The organism is Marinobacter sp. (genome assembly GCF_040882185.1).
Taxonomy (GTDB): Bacteria; Pseudomonadota; Gammaproteobacteria; order Pseudomonadales; family Oleiphilaceae; genus Marinobacter.
Genome location: NZ_JBBEBW010000013.1, coordinates 45,369 through 61,908 on the forward strand (window position 1 = coordinate 45,369; position 16,540 = coordinate 61,908).

The following is a 16,540-nucleotide window of genomic DNA, read 5'->3' on the forward strand; positions in this document are numbered from 1 at the left end:
GCTCAACGCAGTAACCCCCGCATTGAAACCCGACGGTCAGCGACCCGGCTGGAGAGGTCCGACGTGGCCAGCAGGATCTCGTCGCCTTCTTCGAGACCGGACAAAATTTCAGCCTGAATACGATTGCTGACACCTATATCTACTGCCCGCTGTTCGAACTCCCCTGCGGCGTTGCGAACTGACACCTGGCCGCGATTGACAGCGGTCGCTGGTACCAGGAGGGCATCACTGATTTCCTCCACCACAAAAAACACCTGGGCCGTCATGCTGGGCAGCAACAGGCCATCGGCATTCGCAACATTAAACAACGCATTGTAAAGCACGACGTTATTCTCGATAGTCGGTGTCGGTTCAATATATTCCAGTTCACCGTAACGCTGGCTATCGGGATTGCCCAGGGTAGTGAAGTAGGCTTTCATGCCCGAGCGGACCTTGCTGATGTCCGCCTCTGATACCTGCGCCCGCACCCGCATAGTTGCCAGATCAGCAATACGCATTAACAGCGGCGCCTGCTGGGAAGAGTTCAAGGTTTGCCCTTCGCGAGCATCAATAGACACCACAGTGCCGTCCATCGGTGCATAGATCCTGGCGTAGTCGAGGTTTGCTTCCTCTGCCCGCAGCGTGGATGAAGTCTGCTCGATTTGTGCTTCCAGCATCGCCAGTTGGGCCTGGGCCGAGGCCAGGCTGGCCTCGGCACTTTGAAGGGCCTCGCGAGTGGTTGCATCTTCTCGCATCAGATTGCTCTGGCGTTGGAACTGCAATCCCGCCAGCTTCAGTTGGGCTTTCCGGTCCTGCAACTGCGCCCGCTGGTTCTTGAGTTGGGCTCGGGTAGCATCTACCCGGGCCAGATAGATTGTCGGGTCAATTTCTGCCAGCAAATCCCCCGTTTTTACCCGCTGCCCGATACGCACAGGTATTGAGTCGAGCTGACCAGACACCTGAGCCCCCATATCCACAAAGTCACTGGGCTCCAGCACACCAGTCGCGGTGACCAGCACCTGCAGGTCGCCACGGGTAACCATGACGGTGTTGAGTGCAGGCTTGTCGTGACCAACGTTCGCCACATAGGCGTATATGCCACCACTCGCTACAAGCAAAGCCATAACCACGACCCACAGCAACCAGCGTCGACGGGGACTTCCTGAGGAAACTGCCATTCACCGTACTCCAGAATCGTCAATGATGAGCGAAGATTAGGGAAGCTGGAAAGACAAAACCATAGCCGGATGGAGGGTTTGCTTAATCTTTACTGTGGTGGGCGGCTTCAGCTGGCCTTCCGGGAATACTTTGGCGCACTGGGCTTGTTCCGGCACTATCCCCTGCCAGCCCTGGTAAAGACTTCACAGTAAAAGCTACCTCTTTAGCGGTAAATTTGACCAGATGTGAGACCGCTGGCTCACAAGCTGCAAAGCCATTCCTCATGAAGTGCCTGCCAGGCTCTGACCAAAAATACGCAACTAATTGATTTAAAAATCAAATAACGAGCGTGTCAACAGCCCGTTACCAAACTTTCATAATGCGCTGATTGGCTCGGTCTTCGCACTCGGTAGTAAAGGGTAGTCAGAAAACATCCGCAGATGTCCTGTAAGTGTCACTGACCCACGCATCACAGCGGAGGCATTTATGAATCTAAAAGACATAATGAATCCCATGGGTGACATCGCCCAGTACCTGCCAGGCGGTTTCCTCGAGCAGCCCGCGCATTGGTTCGCCCGGGGCCAGCCAGCCCTGCTGCCTGGTTTCGGTCCGGGCTTGGAAACGCAGCTTTTGCCAAGGACCTTCGCAACCTGAAATCCCATCTGGAAGCGGGAGAAATCGGATTTATTAACTGATCGCGAAGGCATTTACCCGAGCAAGAGGGATGCTTCACCTCCACGAGGCCAAATCTGATGGATCAGGCAGAAAACGTTGATTGCACATATCACGTACACTCATCCTACAATCTGGAGCCCGTGGGCCGTCCCAGCCAGCAAGACGTCATTCCGATATCGGCACTAGGCCCGGTACTCATAGCGTCTCCCCATCCAGACGACGAGACTTTGGGTTGCGGCGGCCTCATTGCCCGCTGTGCCGAAATAACATGTCCTGTTTCCGTGTTGTCAATGACCAACGGAGAGGGTTCGCACCCGGGTGACAAAGCATGGGAGGAGAACCTTGGCAACATCCGTAAACTCGAGCAACACAGCGCTTTGGAAACCTTGGGGTTAAAGAAACCGGACATTATCTCACTTGCGCTTTCCGACGGCGGGCTGGAGCAACTGAAAGGTGAAATGTACAAGCGTGTTGTCGCGGTGATTCAAGATGTTATGCAGTCACGCCGAATCCGAACCGTATTTGTGCCCGCGATTGACGATTGCCACGCTGACCATCGTCAAACTGCCCATTTTCTTTTCGAGGCTGTGTCAAAGTTTCCTAAGATGCATTTTTTTAGCTACCAGATCTGGCCACCTGCAGTACGATCTGCTCAGGTGACCGCCAGTGAGATGAGTTACTGCCTTAACATTTCAGACATTGTTTGCGTAAAGCGCCGCGCTATTCACCAACATCAATCGCAATTGAACCCAATCAATACGGCCCACGCTGAGGGCTTTCGTATGCCCCCAAAACTCATTAAAGAAAAACTGAAAGCTTACGAATCCTATGCTCTGGTTCGTGATTTACCGGCATGGTGCAGTCAATGAAATGCCAATGCCGACAACTATCCGAGAACCCTAAAACCGAGGAGGCAGTCTATGGAAAGGCTTCAATTGGATAGCGCCCGAGCTCCAGAGGGCGATACACGGAACCTGTTGGAGGGGAACTATTCCTGGGAAAGAGGCAGCGGCGATGGCTACATGGGCAATAGTTACATGAGCAATAGTCACGTGAAAAACAGCTACGAGGAAGATAGCCACGTTGGAAATCGCAGCATCATCATGCACATTGCGCTTCAGGGCTGCCTCAGGTCTGGCTCCATCCCGTACGGCCTGACCGCCGACACGGGCGGCCATATTCGCTATTTACTCGAACTGGTAGAAGCCCTCGCCCAACGCCCCGAAGTCAGCCACCAGATTATTGTAACGCGTGCTTTCGACGCGCCCCATCTGGGTGAGGAATACAAATGTCTGGAAGAGGCCATGAGCGAAAACGTCACACTTTGGCGATGCCAGGGCGCCTCCTCAGCCTACTTGTCAAAAGAGGAGTTGTGGCGAGAACTACCCCACCTCGTCAGGGACCTCATCGTCAGGATGAAGCAGACAAGACTGCAGCCGAACCTCATACACGCTCATTATGCGGATGCGGGGGTAATGGCACTGCGTTTAAAAGCAGCGCTGGGAATTCCGTATGTCTTTACCGCTCATTCCCTTGGCGCCACCAAGGCGTTGCATAAGGCCTTAGACGCCCCGGTGGATAGAGTACTCAAACGCCGAATCCGCCTGGAAGAAATCGCGATCAAAGGTGCGGACCGACTGATAGCTAGCTCGGAGCATGAGACCCTCGTTCAATACGGGCTGTACAGGCAGCATGACATCCGTAAGGCCCAGGTAAACCCTCCCGGCTGCGATTTACAGATTTTCCGCACCCCGGCCCCTGCGAACGCAGCCAAAGAGGTTGACGCTGAACTGAGGCGTTTTCTGCGCCAACCCGATCGCCCTTGCCTGCTGGCTATCGCCCGTCCGGTGGAGAAGAAAAATCTTTACGCCCTGGTCAAAGCCTATGGCGAGAACCCCAGGCTTCGGGAGCGAGCCAACCTGGTGATTTATGCGGGCACGCGCAGTCAGATCCAGTCTGGAGAGCCCGAAGCCCAGCAGGTCTGGCAGCACCTCTTGGAGCTGATAGACGACTACGATCTTTACGGCGACGTCGCTTATCCCAAGCATCATGAGCTCCGTCATGTGCCGGCAATTTATCAATGGGCCGCCCGTCGCCGTGGAGTCTTCGTTAATCCGGCCCTCAATGAACCATTCGGCCTGACCCTGCTGGAAGCGGCTGCGGCAGGCCTGCCTGTGGTCGCCACGCGGGAGGGCGGTCCGGTGGATATCGTCGGCCGGTGCCAGAACGGGCACCTGGTTTCGCCCACTGACCTTAACGCTATCGCTGAGGCGTGCCATCACCTGCTGACCGACGACCTGGACTGGAAACGTTACAGTTCCCGTGGCAGCCAGAATGTAAATTTTTACACATGGTCGCGGCATGCGCGCCAGTATATCCAGGATGCGGGCCTGGCGCTCCCGGAGCAATCAGCAGCCCGTCACCAAAGACCGGTAACACAACTTATGGCGACCGATATGGATGCCACGTTGCTGGGCCATTGGGAGGGTCTGGCGAACCTCAGGGATTGGCTCGCCCAAAACCTGCACTACCTGTTTGTGGTAGCGACCGGGCGGGCGGTGGAAGAAGCTATGGGTGAGATGGCGGCCTGGTCGGCCCCCCTGCCCGACTTCCTGATTGCGGATGTGGGCTCTTCTATTTATAGAATTAGCCCTCACGGTGAACCCCAACTGATAGCAGATTGGCATCGGCGTCTCGATGAAGGCTGGCAGCGCGAGGCATGTCGGCGACTACTCGAAAAGGAAAAAGCCCTGACGCCGCAACCCGAATCCACCCAGTTCGCTTACAAGCTCAGCTATTTTCTGGACGACTCCCGGAACAGAGCGCCGGGTTCGACCAGCAAGCACATCGTAGAGCGTATCGAGCGAACCCTGTTATTGGCGGGACTGACTGCCCGGGTCGTGCATTCCCATGACAATCTCATCGATATACTTCCAGCAGGTGGTGGTAAAGCGCGAGCCGTCGAGTTCATCTGTGAGGAGTTCGGTCTGGGTCGTCACCAGGTGGTGGCAGCGGGTGATTCCGGTAACGATATCGATCTTCTGAAATATGCGGCCCTTGGCATCGCGGTGGCTAATCACACCGTTGAGCTTGAAGCCCTACGCAGGTGCAAGAACATCTACTGGGCCAAGACTGAGTGTGCGGCTGGCCTCCTCGAAGGTCTGCGCTACTGGCACAGTCTCAACAGCCATGTGCACCCGATCCATGTCTCTGATACTGCCGTTCACGCCCAATCAAAACCTGTTCATACCCCCCTATCCCGCCCGAGCCCGGCTCTGACAAGCGGCGCTCGCAAAATCGAAGCAGGAGCCTGACATGTCTTCGCAACATTTTCCAACCAATGAAGTGGAACTGTCTCAACGGCCCATTGGGTATTTCGTACATCATCATGGACACGGACATGCCAAGCGTTGCCAGGCCATTGTCCATCAGCTGCACCCACGACCGGTGACCATTTTCTGCGCCAAACCGGACATATTGTCGAACTTGCCGGAAAACGCCGAGGTTATCCGTATACCGGATTTTCATGGCAAACAGGCACGCTCCGAACAACTGCATAAGGAACCCACTTGCCTGGCCCTCGATTGCGCGCCGGTGGGCGTGTCGGCCATCAGGGGAACCGCTGGCATTATCGCCGACTGGCTAGCCCGTAAAGATCCCGCCCTGTTTGTGGTGGATGTTTCGGCGGAGCTCGCATTGCTGGGTCGAATATGCAGCGTGCCAGTGGTTAAAATCCGCATGCACGGTGACCGCCAGGACGAGGCCCATCAGGCGGCCTACTCGGCCTGCGCAGCAATGCTTGCACCATACAGCGAAATATTGGAGCAGGACGACTGGCCAGACCATCTGCGCAAGCGAACTTTCTACACCGGTGGTTTGATAGATACCCGGGAAAATATCCCCGGCAAGGCAAATGCCCGACAGAAGCTAGGCCTGCCAGACACGCAACAGATCTTCGTGGTGGTCGCCGGTAATGGCGGCGTCGGCATTCCGATAGCACCCGTCACCCTTGCGGCACGGGCCTATCCGGAGGCACTTTGGCTGACGGTCGGAAAAACCGTACGTTACGGTCATGAGACCGATTTCTCGAATCTCGTCGATGTGGGCTGGGTCGATAACGTCAACGATTACCTGGCCGCGGCCGACATGGTGGTGGCAACGCCGGGAGATACCCTGACCCACGAAATCGCACGGATCGGACGACCGCTCATCTGTATTCCTGAATGGTGCTATTACGACGAGCAAACCTGCAAGGCCCAGGCCCTCGCGGCACAGAACCTTGCCGTCTACTCGCCAACCTGGCCTGGCAGTTTCGCGCAATGGCGAACGTTGGTAGACAAAGCGTATCAGTGTGATGTTGCCAAGCAATCCCAACTGGTAGACAACGACGCGGCCAGTCGCGCCGCCAAATGCCTCGAAGACCTGATACAGAAACTCTGGCACAACAGCGCCCCGGACGAGCTCGGTGATGGAGCGTACACCGATATGAACCAGGCGATACCGGCCTCGGTTGCATTGGGCTATGAGGACATCAAGGAGCCGTTATCGGATGCGGACTAATCCCGGAGAGAGTTTATGACGGACGCTAACAACCATCCCGCCGCAAGCATACTGACTCTGGTGCGTGGACGACAGGCTCATCTTGACGCGCTGATCGGTGGCCTGACGAAGCAAACCTGTCTGAACATCGAGTTGGTCATCGCGAGCATGCAACCCCAGCCCCCAACGGTACCCGCCACTATGCCCTTTCCCGTGCGCATTATTCATGTACCTGGTGCGAAACTGCCGTTAGCCGCTGCCAGAAACGCCGCTGCGTCGCAGGCTCGCTCGGAGCGGCTTATATTTCTGGATGTTGACTGCATTCCGTCACCCACTCTGGTGGAGAGCTACGTCAAGCAACTCAATGCTTCCGGCCGCTGCCTCTTGGGCGAGGTCCGTTATTTACCTGGCACGTTACCGCAATGCAAAACGGATATCCCGTTCAGCGATCTGGCAGCGCACGCCAAGCCGCATCCTGCGCGCCCCTGTCTGCAAGGGGAAGGCTGGTTTCTGGAGCCGGAGCCTCGTGCCCTATGGGGGCTGTCGTTCGCCCTGACGCAGCTCCAGTATCAGGCCTCAGGCGGCATGGACGAGGACTACCTCGGTTACGGTGGCGAAGAAACTGATTTCGCGGAGCAACTGGCTGCAACCGGCGTCAGACTGGCTTGGTGCGGAAACGCCATGGCCCTGCACCAGCACCACACAATGTATTCGCCCCCGCTGGACAAGTTCGATGACATCCTCAGCAACGCCATTCGTTTTCACGGCAAATGGGGCAGTTGGTGTATGGAGTACTGGCTGGACTATTTTGTTGATTATGGTCTGATCAAGTGGTCTCCTGACGCAGCTTCCACCAAGGTAATCAGGCAACCCACGCAAGCCGAAATTGAGGCCTGCCTTCAACCGCCGGAGGTCGCATTCGCATGACACCTCAGAAATACGGCTCGTCGCCAGAGTTCTTCGAGACTCTTTACCGAAAAGCCGAAGATCCTTGGAATTTCCGCAACTCCGACTACGAACGCCATCGTTACGCCGCCATTGTAGATAACGTCAGTGACCGACAATTCCGGTCAGCGTTCGAGGCTGGTTGCGCCATTGGTGAACTTACAGCGCTGCTCGCGCCTTTCTGTGACTCTCTGGATGCGATGGATTGTTCACTAACAGCCGTGGACACCGCTCGTTATCGGTGCCGTTATTATCCCCATGTCCATGTTCGTCAGGGCACCTTACCGAATGATTTGCCCTCAAAAATGTATGACCTCATCGTATTTTCAGAGCTAGGCTACTACTTCACCCGGGAAGACCTGGCCGTACTGAGCACCCAGCTCTGGTCAAAACTGAAACCAGGCGGGCGCCTGATTGCCTGCCACTGGCTGGGACACTCTGAGGATCACCAACTCCACGGGGCGGAGGTGCACGAGATCATGTGTCGGGTACTGCAGGACTGCGGGGACTTGAAACCCCCTGCCCGGGGCTACACCCTACAGCGCTGGAGTAAGGGGAACGATGAGCACTGACGATCACAAGCTGACCCATTTACTGGCAGACCTTCCAGAGAGCCCGACCGCCGGTGACTACCGGCTCGTTGCCCAAAACCTCCTGCCCTACATACATGAGCACGTACCCCCTATGGGGGAAGGCCATAGCATCACCCGCTTACGCTTTCTTACTATGGTTGCACGTCGTGATCTCAGTCTTGCGCGGCTGATCGAAGGTCACCTGGACGCAACCCAGATTTTACGGGAAGCGCAGAAGCCTGCAGACAGCACCAAGCTTTACGCCATTTGGGCTTCGGGAGGCCCGTCGGACTCCACGGTTATTACCGGTGAGCCAGCGGTGGCCAAGCTGAACGGCAGTAAATCCTTTTGCAGTGGATCGGATATCGTTGATCGCGCATTGCTGTACGTGTATGAGAGTAACCAGTTGATTGACGTCGATATGCGAACAGCAGCGGCTCGCAATTACTTGCAGTTCGAGGAAGGACAATGGAAGTCGGCGGCGTTTTCGGAGACCCATACCTGGACCGTGGCATTCGATGACCTGCCTATCACACCGGATAATCACGTAGGTGGGTACAAGTGGTACTTCGATCGCCCGGGTTTTTGCCTCGGTGCCTTGGCGCCAGCGGCGTGTTGGGCGGGTGGGGCCATGGGGCTGGTGGACGCTGTGCGCGATAGAACGCTGAAGGACGGCCATGCCAGGGCTCACCTCGGAGCCATGGTTACGTCTGGCTGCAGCATGCAATCGTTACTCAAATGGGGCGCTGAACAGATCGATGCCGACCCCGACAATACCTCCGGCAGCATGTTCCCAACGGCGCTGGTGATCAGACACCACATTGAGCGCAACTGTACCGATATTCTTGACCGTTTCGGCCGTACTTTGGGCCCACGCCCCTTTGTCTTTGAGACTGACAACGCTCGCAGGATAGCTGAACTCAACGTGTATATACGTCAGTGTCACGCTGAGCGAGACCTGGAGGAACTAGGGAGCTACCTGGAACAGCATCACCAGTTCCTATCCGGCTGGTGATAGATGGCCGCATTGATTGAAAATCAGGCCATCCTGAGGCCCGGAATAAGGACGTTCGTTTTAGGGCGCAGCCCGATCCCGTACAGGCGGAGAAGTCCATTTTACAGCAATTTTTTTGGCGATTGATTCAGTCCCTCCCTAGGAAGTGCGTGCATTTTGGTCTAATCTTCAACATGATAAGTCGACTTTCGGCAATTATGTCCAGCATCATCGAGTTTCTAAGTACCAAAATACGGTGAGGAGGCATTAGGTGGCCCAAAAAGGGCTTTTAGATTTCCGATTTCCAACTGCAAGGTATAGCTATTATTTATTTGGTTGCTGAGAGGTTATTCGGAGGTACAGATAATGCCAAATAAGCAGGAACTGGTATTGCCTCATTCGTCCGCCAATGCAAATGGACGCTCGCTGACTGCTATCAAGCAAAGCGAACAGAAGTTCTACGAGTTGATCGAGAGCCTTCCTATGGTCGCAGTGCAGGGCTATAACAGAAAGCGCGAGGTTATCTATTGGAACGAGGCGAGCAGACGCCTTTACGGCTATACCCGGGAGGAGGCTCAGGGGGAGTTACTGGAAGACCTGATTATCCCTGACCATATGCGCGAAGACGTAGTAAGAGCACACCAGCATTGGTTAGATAAGAATATCAGTATTCCTGCCAACGAAATTGAGCTGAAACATAAGGACGGCCATCTTGTTCCTGTTTATTCCAGTCATGTGATGATTAAACTGGATACCGAAGAATGCGAAATGTTCTGTATTGATATCAGCTTACAGGAGCAGAAAAAGGCCAGGGAAGAGTTATACAAGAAGGCAAGTTTCGACGATTTAACTCAACTGCCTAACAGGAGGTTGATGGAAGCCGAATTGTCGTCCCGCTTGAAAGAATCAGATCGAATGATGCGGCCGATGGCTGTGGTATTTATTGATCTGGACAATTTCAAACTGATCAATGACACCCTGGGTCACCATTATGGCGATAAGCTGCTAAAAGCGGTTGCTAAAAGCCTGAAAGCAGAAATTCGGAGTAACGACCTGCTGAGCCGGTTTGGGGGTGATGAGTTTGTGTTGTTGTTGTTTGATTTCGCAGGTGTCGAGCGCATCCATGAACTCCTTCGACGTTTGATCAGTAGGCTTGATCAGGGTTTTGTGCTGGATGGTGACTGTTATCAGGTGACAGCCAGTTTCGGTATCAGCCTGTTTCCAGATGATGGAACGACGGCAGGTGAGCTGATGGGTAATGCCGATGCCGCCATGTATCAGGCTAAAGAAAAAGGTAAAAACACTATCTGTTTTTATTCCTCAGACATTAATGATCGATTGGTGCACTATCAGGAAATGACTACTCTCCTGAGGCGCGCCATTGTCGCCGACAGTCTGCAACTGTATTTCCAGCCGCAAATTGATTTGAAAAATGGAAATGTCACTTCCTGTGAAGCGCTGTTGCGATGCTTCGATGAAACGTCTCAGGCGATTTCTCCCGCTGTCTTTATTCCAGTAGCAGAAAAGTCGGGGCTGATTAATCGCATAGGGGATTGGGTCATTGAAGCTGCTTGCAAGCAGCTTAAGGCCTGGCAGGGTACGGCACTTGAAAAGATACGGGTTGATATTAATTTATCCGGCAAGCAACTGGGTAATCAGTATCTGGCGGATCATATTCTGAAGACTCTGCAGAAGTATGACCTGACTCCGGATCAACTAGGGCTGGAACTGACAGAAAATGAAGTGTTTGGTGGCGATGAGGGGCAAATAAGGCAACTGGAAAGACTGAAACAGGCTGGGGTGCATATTTCCATCGACGACTTCGGTACCGGTTATTCGTCTCTGGTTTATTTGCGTAAGTTGCCAGTTTCGGGCCTTAAAATTGATAGCAGCTTCCTGCACCACGCTATGGAAAATGACAGTGATATGGCGATTATGCAGGCCATTATTACAGTCGGACACCGTCTTGGTTTGAGTGTGGTAGTTGAAGGCGTGGAAACCGCTGAGCAGAACGATCTGGTCAGAGATTTAGGCTGCGATCAGGCCCAAGGTTTCCTGTACGCAAGACCAATGCTAGCGGATCAGATGCCAACGTTTCTGGCTCATTTCGGATCAAATAATTGAAACTTACTTGTTATTGCGAAAGAAAGGGCTCGCTTCCGCAGTGTTTTTACACAAGAAGTGATTTGAAACTGGCGACGAAAAGGTTCTGATACAAGGAAAAATAATGGAGGCGCGGGCCTCCAGGAACCGGGATCGCGACAGCAGCGCGAGCACCGCTATGGCAGAGCCCAGCGATGATACCCGAATGTTGATTGCTACGGCGGCCGGCTCCTGAAGGCTATTTGGCGTGACGGTTCGACTATCAGAAAGCGGACGTGATGCTGGCTGACCTTCTGCCGGCGGGGCAGCAACGGCAGGCAGCAGGGCGCAAGAGCTATTTTATGATTTTTATAATTTATGGTAACTTGTGATTCAGTTTTTTACCGCGATGCTTTGTTCGCAATCTCTTTGTCAGCCCTATAAATGCGCAGATCAGGTCTGTAAGTTCTGGTTTTCGCGCGCTGATCAACTATTGAGTTCACCTTCAAGCGATCTTTACGCAACGGAGATCAAGACAGAATGGGCCATGACACCCCAGCTCAGGGCGCACTCGATCAGAGCACGCTTGACCAAGACCATGAAAACCGTCGACAAGCGGCGGTTGATCGCTACGATATTCTCGATACGCCGCCGGACGGCGCATTTGACCGTATCACCGCCATTGCGTCACGCCTTTTCGACGTGCCGATTGCGATTGTCAGCATCGTCGACCATGACCGTATCTGGTTCAAATCCCACCACGGCCTCGATGCGCAGCAGATCGGGCGCGACCCTGGTTTGTGCGCCTCCGCCATTCTTCACGACGAGCCATGGGTCGTCACCGATGCGAAGTGTGATCCACGTGCGTTGAACAATCCCTTGGTTGCGGGTGAATTCGGTCTGCAATTTTACGCGGGCGCACCGCTGACTACGCATGACGGTTTCAACCTGGGAACCCTCTGTGTCATCGATCAACAGCCACGGGTGGCATCCGATGCCGAGCTGGCAACCCTTCAGGATCTGGCCGCCATTGTAATGGATGAGTTGGAGCTACGGCGGGCGGCCATTCGCGCCGTTGGGGATCTGCAACTCGCGGTCGAGGAAATAGACCAGCAGAAAGAACTGGCACAGGTCACGCTGGAATCGATTGGCGACGCCGTCATCACCACGGACGCGGCGGCCCTTGTCACTTACCTGAATCCGGTTGCCGAGAAGCTCACGGGCTGGAAGCTATCCGAGGCTCGCGACAAGCCCATACAGCGCGTGTTTCACATTCTCAACGAAAACACCCGCCTGCCCGCGGCCAACCCGGTGGAGCGGGCCCTGCGTGAAGGTACGATTGTCGGATTGGCGAATCACACGGTGCTGCTTAGCCTGGACGGCAAGGAATACGCGATCGAGGATTCAGCCGCGCCGATTCGCCGCCGGGACGGAGAGATTGTAGGGGGCGTGATGGTATTTCATGACGTCAGCGAAGCACGCCAACTGGCCAACGAAATTTCCTGGCAAGCCAGCCACGACGCGCTGACCGGTTTGATTAACCGCAATGAACTGGAAAACAGCCTGACGCAAATGCTTAAGGCGAACAGGCCCGACGCCTGCCAGCACGCGCTCCTGTTTTTCGATCTGGACCGGTTCAAGATCGTCAACGACAGTTGCGGCCACCATGCCGGAGATGAATTGCTGATCCAACTGGCCCGGATATTCTGTCAATCGGTGCGCGAAAGCGACCAGGTCGCCCGGATTGGCGGTGACGAATTCGCCATTCTGATGAAAGACTGTACGCTCGGCGAGGCCCAGGCCGTTGCGGAAAAAATGCGCGACGCCGTCGATGGCTACCGTTTTCTCTGGGAAGACCATGCCTTCCAGGTGAGTGTCAGCATCGGTGTCGTGAGCATCGAATGCGGCAGCAAGGACGTCAGCCAGCTCCTCAAGGCGGCGGACATGGCCTGCTACGTGGCCAAGGAAGGCGGGCGCAACAAGGTCCACGTGTATGACGAAAGCGATGAGTTGCTGGCAGGGCGTCATGGCGAGATGCGCTGGGTCAACCGGCTGAACAACGCGTTTGCCGGCCAGCATCTGAAGCTTTACGGCCAGCGAATCGTGGCCTTGAACCCGACCGGGCAAGACGACGAACACATTGAGGTGCTGGTACGGCTGGAGGGCGAAGACGATAGAATCATTGCGCCTGAAGCCTTTCTACCTGCCGCCGAACGGCACAACCTAATGCCGAAGCTGGATTGTTACGTTGTAGAGCATCTGTTTTTGCTATTGGCAGAGTATCGGGCCGCGGCTCAGACCCATGATGCCACAGCACCATCTGCATTCCCCCGCTTCACGATTAATTTGTCGGGCGCCTCCCTGGGCAATGAGGATTTGCTACAGCTGATTCGTCGGAAGCTCGATAGCGGTCTGATAGCACCCGGCCACCTCGGTTTTGAGATTACCGAGACCGCCGCCATTGCCAACCTCGGTAAAGCGGTTGACTTTATCGAAGAGTTACGTGACCTGGGTTGCCAGTTCGCGCTGGACGATTTCGGCACCGGCCTTTCCTCGTTCGCCTACCTGAAAAACCTGCCGGTGAACTTTATCAAAATCGACGGGCATTTTATTCGGCATATCGTGGCCAATCCCCTCGACAGAGCCATGGTCGAGGCCATTAACACCCTGGCGCATCGGGTCGGCATGAAAACGATTGCAAAAAGCGTGGAAAGCGATGCGATTGTGAAGGAGCTCAGGCAGATTGGGGTGGACTATGTCCAGGGTCACATCCTTCATCGTCCCTGCTCGCTTGATCTTGATTTTTTGAAGGCTAATACGACAGAGAACAGGAAGGTTATTCGCGATAAGCTGCTGGATCACAGCTTTTTGTAAGCTGGCCGGGAAACTCCCAGATCCCCGCTGCCTGGTCAGCCACACCCGCAGGGGACGATCCATGTGAGTCCACCCGGTAAAATATCCGCTACCAAGACCCAACAGCGGCTGAAGGCGCTTCACATTCTACTTTGGCTATCCAGAAGACGTTTTTGCCCTCCATTCGATGCAGCTGATGGACCGCTTTGTACTTCGTGATGATCAATGGGACCGAATCAAAGACTTGTTACCGAGTAAAACCCCGCGATGCTCCATTGGGCCAGCCTCGTGTTCGATAGACTGGCCCTTGTCGGGTAGAATGGCGCCCTTGCTGACCTGAAATCCTAACGGTGTGTTCACATCCAAACCTCTTCTCGTGAGCGTATTCCTATAGTACCTTAGTAATTTAGCGACGGTTGTGCGTCGACAAGGAGGCTTGCCTGATTAACACTAACCAGCTACCATCCTCCTTGGAGTAACCAAAGCAACAGAGAGAGATCGAAGGGAGTTGATCGCATGAGTCCAGAGTACAGGAGAACTGCCGCTCTCAGGTCGTCGCGGCAACCCGACTTCGAGCTGTTCGATCTTTCGCCCAACGCCTACCTGCTCCTCACGCCGGACCTGACAATATTTGATGCCAACGCGGCCTACCTTCACGCGACTGGAAGAGATCGGGAAGACCTCATTGGTCTCCCATTCTTCGAGGCTTTCCCAGGCCAGCCGGGCGAACCGAACTTCGAGACGCTGTGCGCATCGTTTGAGCGGGTTCTCACCGCGGAGGTGCCGAATACCCTGGCGCTGATCCGTTACCCCGTTTCTCGTACGACAGCGGCAGGCAATGATACCGAGGACCGTTACTGGAGCGCGACCCATGTACCTGTCTTTGATGAGCAGGGAAAGGTCGCGCTGATCCTCCAGCAAACGGTCGATGTGACCGAACTGCAGCAGCTCAAGCAGGCAGCGGGAGCCACCGATTTGCCGGCTGGCAGGGTACTGCCGACAGTGCAGATCGAGGAGAGTATCTTCCGCCGGGCGCAGAGAATCCAGGAAGCCAACAGGACACTTACCGCCGAGCGGAGCCACCTGCGCCGGCTTTTCGAACAGGCGCCCGGCTTCGTCTGTGTCCTGCGGGGGCCCGAGCATGTATTTGAGCTTGCGAATACGGCCTACTTCCACCTGGTGGGTCGGGATACTGTCGGCAAATCCGCCAGAGAGGCATTGCCCGAGCTTGCGGGGCAGGTATTCTTCGACCTGCTCGATCGTGTCTACACGACGGGCGAGGCTGTCGTTGGCCGTGCCGAGCGAATCGTATTGCAGCGCCAGCCTGACGAACCCCCCGATGAGGTCTATATAGATTTTGTCTACCGGCCGATTACCGAGGCGGACGGGTCCGTCTCGGGCATTTTCGTCCAGGGCCACGACGTTAGCGAATCTCACCGGCTTGCACGAGAGCTTGGCCACCAGGCCGCCCATGACCACCTGACCGGGCTCATTAATCGGCGGGAGTTCGAGAGACGCCTGGCGGAGGCCGTTGAGGATTCGGAGCAGACACGAACGCATCATTGTTTGCTCTACCTCGATCTCGACCACTTCAAGGTCGTGAATGATACCTGTGGCCATGCCGCGGGTGATGAACTGCTCCGGCGTGTGAGCGACCTGTTACGTAAGTGCCTGCATCCCGGGGCCTTGTTAGCCCGTCTCGGCGGCGATGAATTCGGTATTTTGCTTACCGATTGCGCGGCCGAGATTGCGGAGCGTGTCGCGGAAGAGCAGCGCGAGATTATCGAAGAAACGGAATTCAGCTGGGGGCAACGCAGGTTTGGGCTCAGCGTCAGCATCGGTGTCGTCAGTTTCGATGGTGCCGGCTTCTCGCTCCAGGAAATTCTCAGCACGGCCGATTCGGCCTGCTATCTGGCGAAGGAGAACGGACGCAACCGCGTACACCGCCATCATCCGGCTGATACAGAGCTTTCAGCACGCCACCGGCAGATGGATTGGATCGGTCGTCTGCGCGATGCCCTGCAGGAGGAACGGCTGGTGCTTTATACACAGAAAATCAGGGCGCTCGGGAATCGCGACCAGAACATCGACCGAAGTGAAATCCTCGTTCGCCTGATAGACGTGGACGGAAGCCTCGTGCCGCCTATGGCGTTTATTCCGGCGGCAGAGCGTTACAACCTCATGCCCCTGATCGACCGCTACGTGGTGCGGGCCACACTAAAGCATCTTTCCGGCCTGCCAGCGGGACAGCGCGAACGCACGGTTTATGGGATTAACCTCTCCGGTACAACGGTTAGTGACGAGAGTTTAGTGACATTCCTGCAAACGGAGGTGGCCGAATACGGGATTTCGCCCCACCAGATCTGCTTTGAAATCACGGAAACCACCGCCATCACCAATTTGACCAGCACGTCCCGTATGATGCAGGAGCTTAGAGCATCGGGGTTCAAGTTCGCACTCGATGACTTTGGCAGCGGCATGGCGTCCTACGGCTACCTGAAGGCCCTGCCGGTCGATTTTGTGAAGATCGACGGGCGATTCGTGAAAGATATCCTCAACGACCCGGTGGACGCCGCCATGGTCGATGCGATCGCCAAGATTGCTCGCCTCATGGGGATCCAGACGGTTGCGGAGTATGTGGAGAACGATTCGGTGATCGAGCTACTGGCCGCCATCGGGGTTGACTATGCCCAGGGCTACGGCATCCACAGGCCGGAGCCACTCTGACTGTCTTGACCTTAGC

The 16,540-nt window shown here is 55.3% G+C and carries 12 protein-coding genes; 10 read left to right on the top strand and 2 right to left on the bottom strand.

What is annotated here, in order from left to right; all coding sequences use genetic code 11:
- Window positions 1-2 precede the first annotated feature (2 nt).
- Window positions 3-1,157, bottom strand: coding sequence for an efflux RND transporter periplasmic adaptor subunit (locus WEB64_RS08220; protein WP_368059723.1), 1,155 nt, complete (start codon window positions 1,155-1,157; stop codon window positions 3-5).
- Window positions 1,158-1,623: 466 nt separating this feature from the next.
- On the opposite strand from WEB64_RS08220, the gene WEB64_RS08225 reads away from it, so the two are divergent.
- From WEB64_RS08225 to WEB64_RS08265, 9 genes are all read left to right on the top strand, one after another.
- Window positions 1,624-1,791 (top strand): hypothetical protein, encoded by a 168-nt coding sequence (locus WEB64_RS08225; RefSeq protein ID WP_368059721.1) that lies wholly within the window; start codon window positions 1,624-1,626, stop codon window positions 1,789-1,791.
- Window positions 1,792-1,889: 98 nt separating this feature from the next.
- Window positions 1,890-2,681 carry a PIG-L deacetylase family protein gene (locus WEB64_RS08230; protein ID WP_368059719.1) on the top strand — a complete coding sequence of 264 codons (792 nt, stop codon included), beginning with the start codon at window positions 1,890-1,892 and terminating at the stop codon, window positions 2,679-2,681.
- Between the two features lie 51 nt (window positions 2,682-2,732).
- Complete coding sequence (locus WEB64_RS08235) at window positions 2,733-5,126, top strand: HAD-IIB family hydrolase (RefSeq protein WP_368059717.1); 2,394 nt, start codon at window positions 2,733-2,735, stop codon at window positions 5,124-5,126.
- A 1-nt stretch (window position 5,127) separates the two neighbouring features.
- Window positions 5,128-6,372 carry a hypothetical protein gene (locus WEB64_RS08240; RefSeq protein ID WP_368059715.1) on the top strand — a complete coding sequence of 415 codons (1,245 nt, stop codon included), beginning with the start codon at window positions 5,128-5,130 and terminating at the stop codon, window positions 6,370-6,372.
- A 15-nt stretch (window positions 6,373-6,387) separates the two neighbouring features.
- The gene (locus WEB64_RS08245; protein WP_368059713.1) at window positions 6,388-7,278 is read left to right on the top strand and encodes a glycosyltransferase family 2 protein; all 891 of its coding nucleotides are present in this window, start codon (window positions 6,388-6,390) and stop codon (window positions 7,276-7,278) included.
- Window positions 7,275-7,868, top strand: a complete 594-nt coding sequence (locus WEB64_RS08250; RefSeq protein ID WP_368059711.1) for an SAM-dependent methyltransferase — start codon at window positions 7,275-7,277, stop codon at window positions 7,866-7,868. The genes WEB64_RS08245 and WEB64_RS08250 overlap by 4 nt, the downstream gene beginning before the upstream one ends.
- Window positions 7,858-8,883, top strand: coding sequence for a hypothetical protein (locus tag WEB64_RS08255; protein ID WP_368059709.1), 1,026 nt, complete (start codon window positions 7,858-7,860; stop codon window positions 8,881-8,883). Before WEB64_RS08250 ends, WEB64_RS08255 begins: the two co-directional genes overlap by 11 nt.
- A 345-nt stretch (window positions 8,884-9,228) precedes the next feature.
- Window positions 9,229-10,986 carry a putative bifunctional diguanylate cyclase/phosphodiesterase gene (locus tag WEB64_RS08260; protein ID WP_368059707.1) on the top strand — a complete coding sequence of 586 codons (1,758 nt, stop codon included), beginning with the start codon at window positions 9,229-9,231 and terminating at the stop codon, window positions 10,984-10,986.
- 498 nt (window positions 10,987-11,484) lie between these two features.
- Window positions 11,485-13,818: an EAL domain-containing protein gene (locus WEB64_RS08265; RefSeq protein ID WP_368059705.1), complete on the top strand. Its 2,334-nt coding sequence runs from the start codon at window positions 11,485-11,487 to the stop codon at window positions 13,816-13,818.
- 201 nt (window positions 13,819-14,019) lie between these two features.
- Here the strand turns inward: WEB64_RS08265 and WEB64_RS08270 are convergent, their stop codons facing one another.
- A complete protein-coding gene (locus WEB64_RS08270) occupies window positions 14,020-14,157 on the bottom strand; it encodes a hypothetical protein (RefSeq protein WP_368059703.1) in 138 nt (45 codons plus the stop codon).
- Window positions 14,158-14,313: 156 nt separating this feature from the next.
- On the opposite strand from WEB64_RS08270, the gene WEB64_RS08275 reads away from it, so the two are divergent.
- Window positions 14,314-16,524, top strand: a complete 2,211-nt coding sequence (locus WEB64_RS08275) for an EAL domain-containing protein (RefSeq protein WP_368059701.1) — start codon at window positions 14,314-14,316, stop codon at window positions 16,522-16,524.
- The last annotated feature ends 16 nt before the right edge of the window (window positions 16,525-16,540 follow it).

Bases quoted from the DNA above. Each gene is read 5' to 3' on its own strand.
- WEB64_RS08220 (WP_368059723.1), bottom strand. From the start codon at position 1,157: ATGGCAGTTTCCTCAGGAAGTCCCCGTCGACGCTGGTTGCTGTGGGTC.
- WEB64_RS08225 (WP_368059721.1), top strand. From the start codon at position 1,624: ATGAATCTAAAAGACATAATGAATCCCATGGGTGACATCGCCCAGTAC.
- WEB64_RS08230 (WP_368059719.1), top strand. From the start codon at position 1,890: ATGGATCAGGCAGAAAACGTTGATTGCACATATCACGTACACTCATCC.
- WEB64_RS08235 (WP_368059717.1), top strand. From the start codon at position 2,733: ATGGAAAGGCTTCAATTGGATAGCGCCCGAGCTCCAGAGGGCGATACA.
- WEB64_RS08240 (WP_368059715.1), top strand. From the start codon at position 5,128: ATGTCTTCGCAACATTTTCCAACCAATGAAGTGGAACTGTCTCAACGG.
- WEB64_RS08245 (WP_368059713.1), top strand. From the start codon at position 6,388: ATGACGGACGCTAACAACCATCCCGCCGCAAGCATACTGACTCTGGTG.
- WEB64_RS08250 (WP_368059711.1), top strand. From the start codon at position 7,275: ATGACACCTCAGAAATACGGCTCGTCGCCAGAGTTCTTCGAGACTCTT.
- WEB64_RS08255 (WP_368059709.1), top strand. From the start codon at position 7,858: ATGAGCACTGACGATCACAAGCTGACCCATTTACTGGCAGACCTTCCA.
- WEB64_RS08260 (WP_368059707.1), top strand. From the start codon at position 9,229: ATGCCAAATAAGCAGGAACTGGTATTGCCTCATTCGTCCGCCAATGCA.
- WEB64_RS08265 (WP_368059705.1), top strand. From the start codon at position 11,485: ATGGGCCATGACACCCCAGCTCAGGGCGCACTCGATCAGAGCACGCTT.
- WEB64_RS08275 (WP_368059701.1), top strand. From the start codon at position 14,314: ATGAGTCCAGAGTACAGGAGAACTGCCGCTCTCAGGTCGTCGCGGCAA.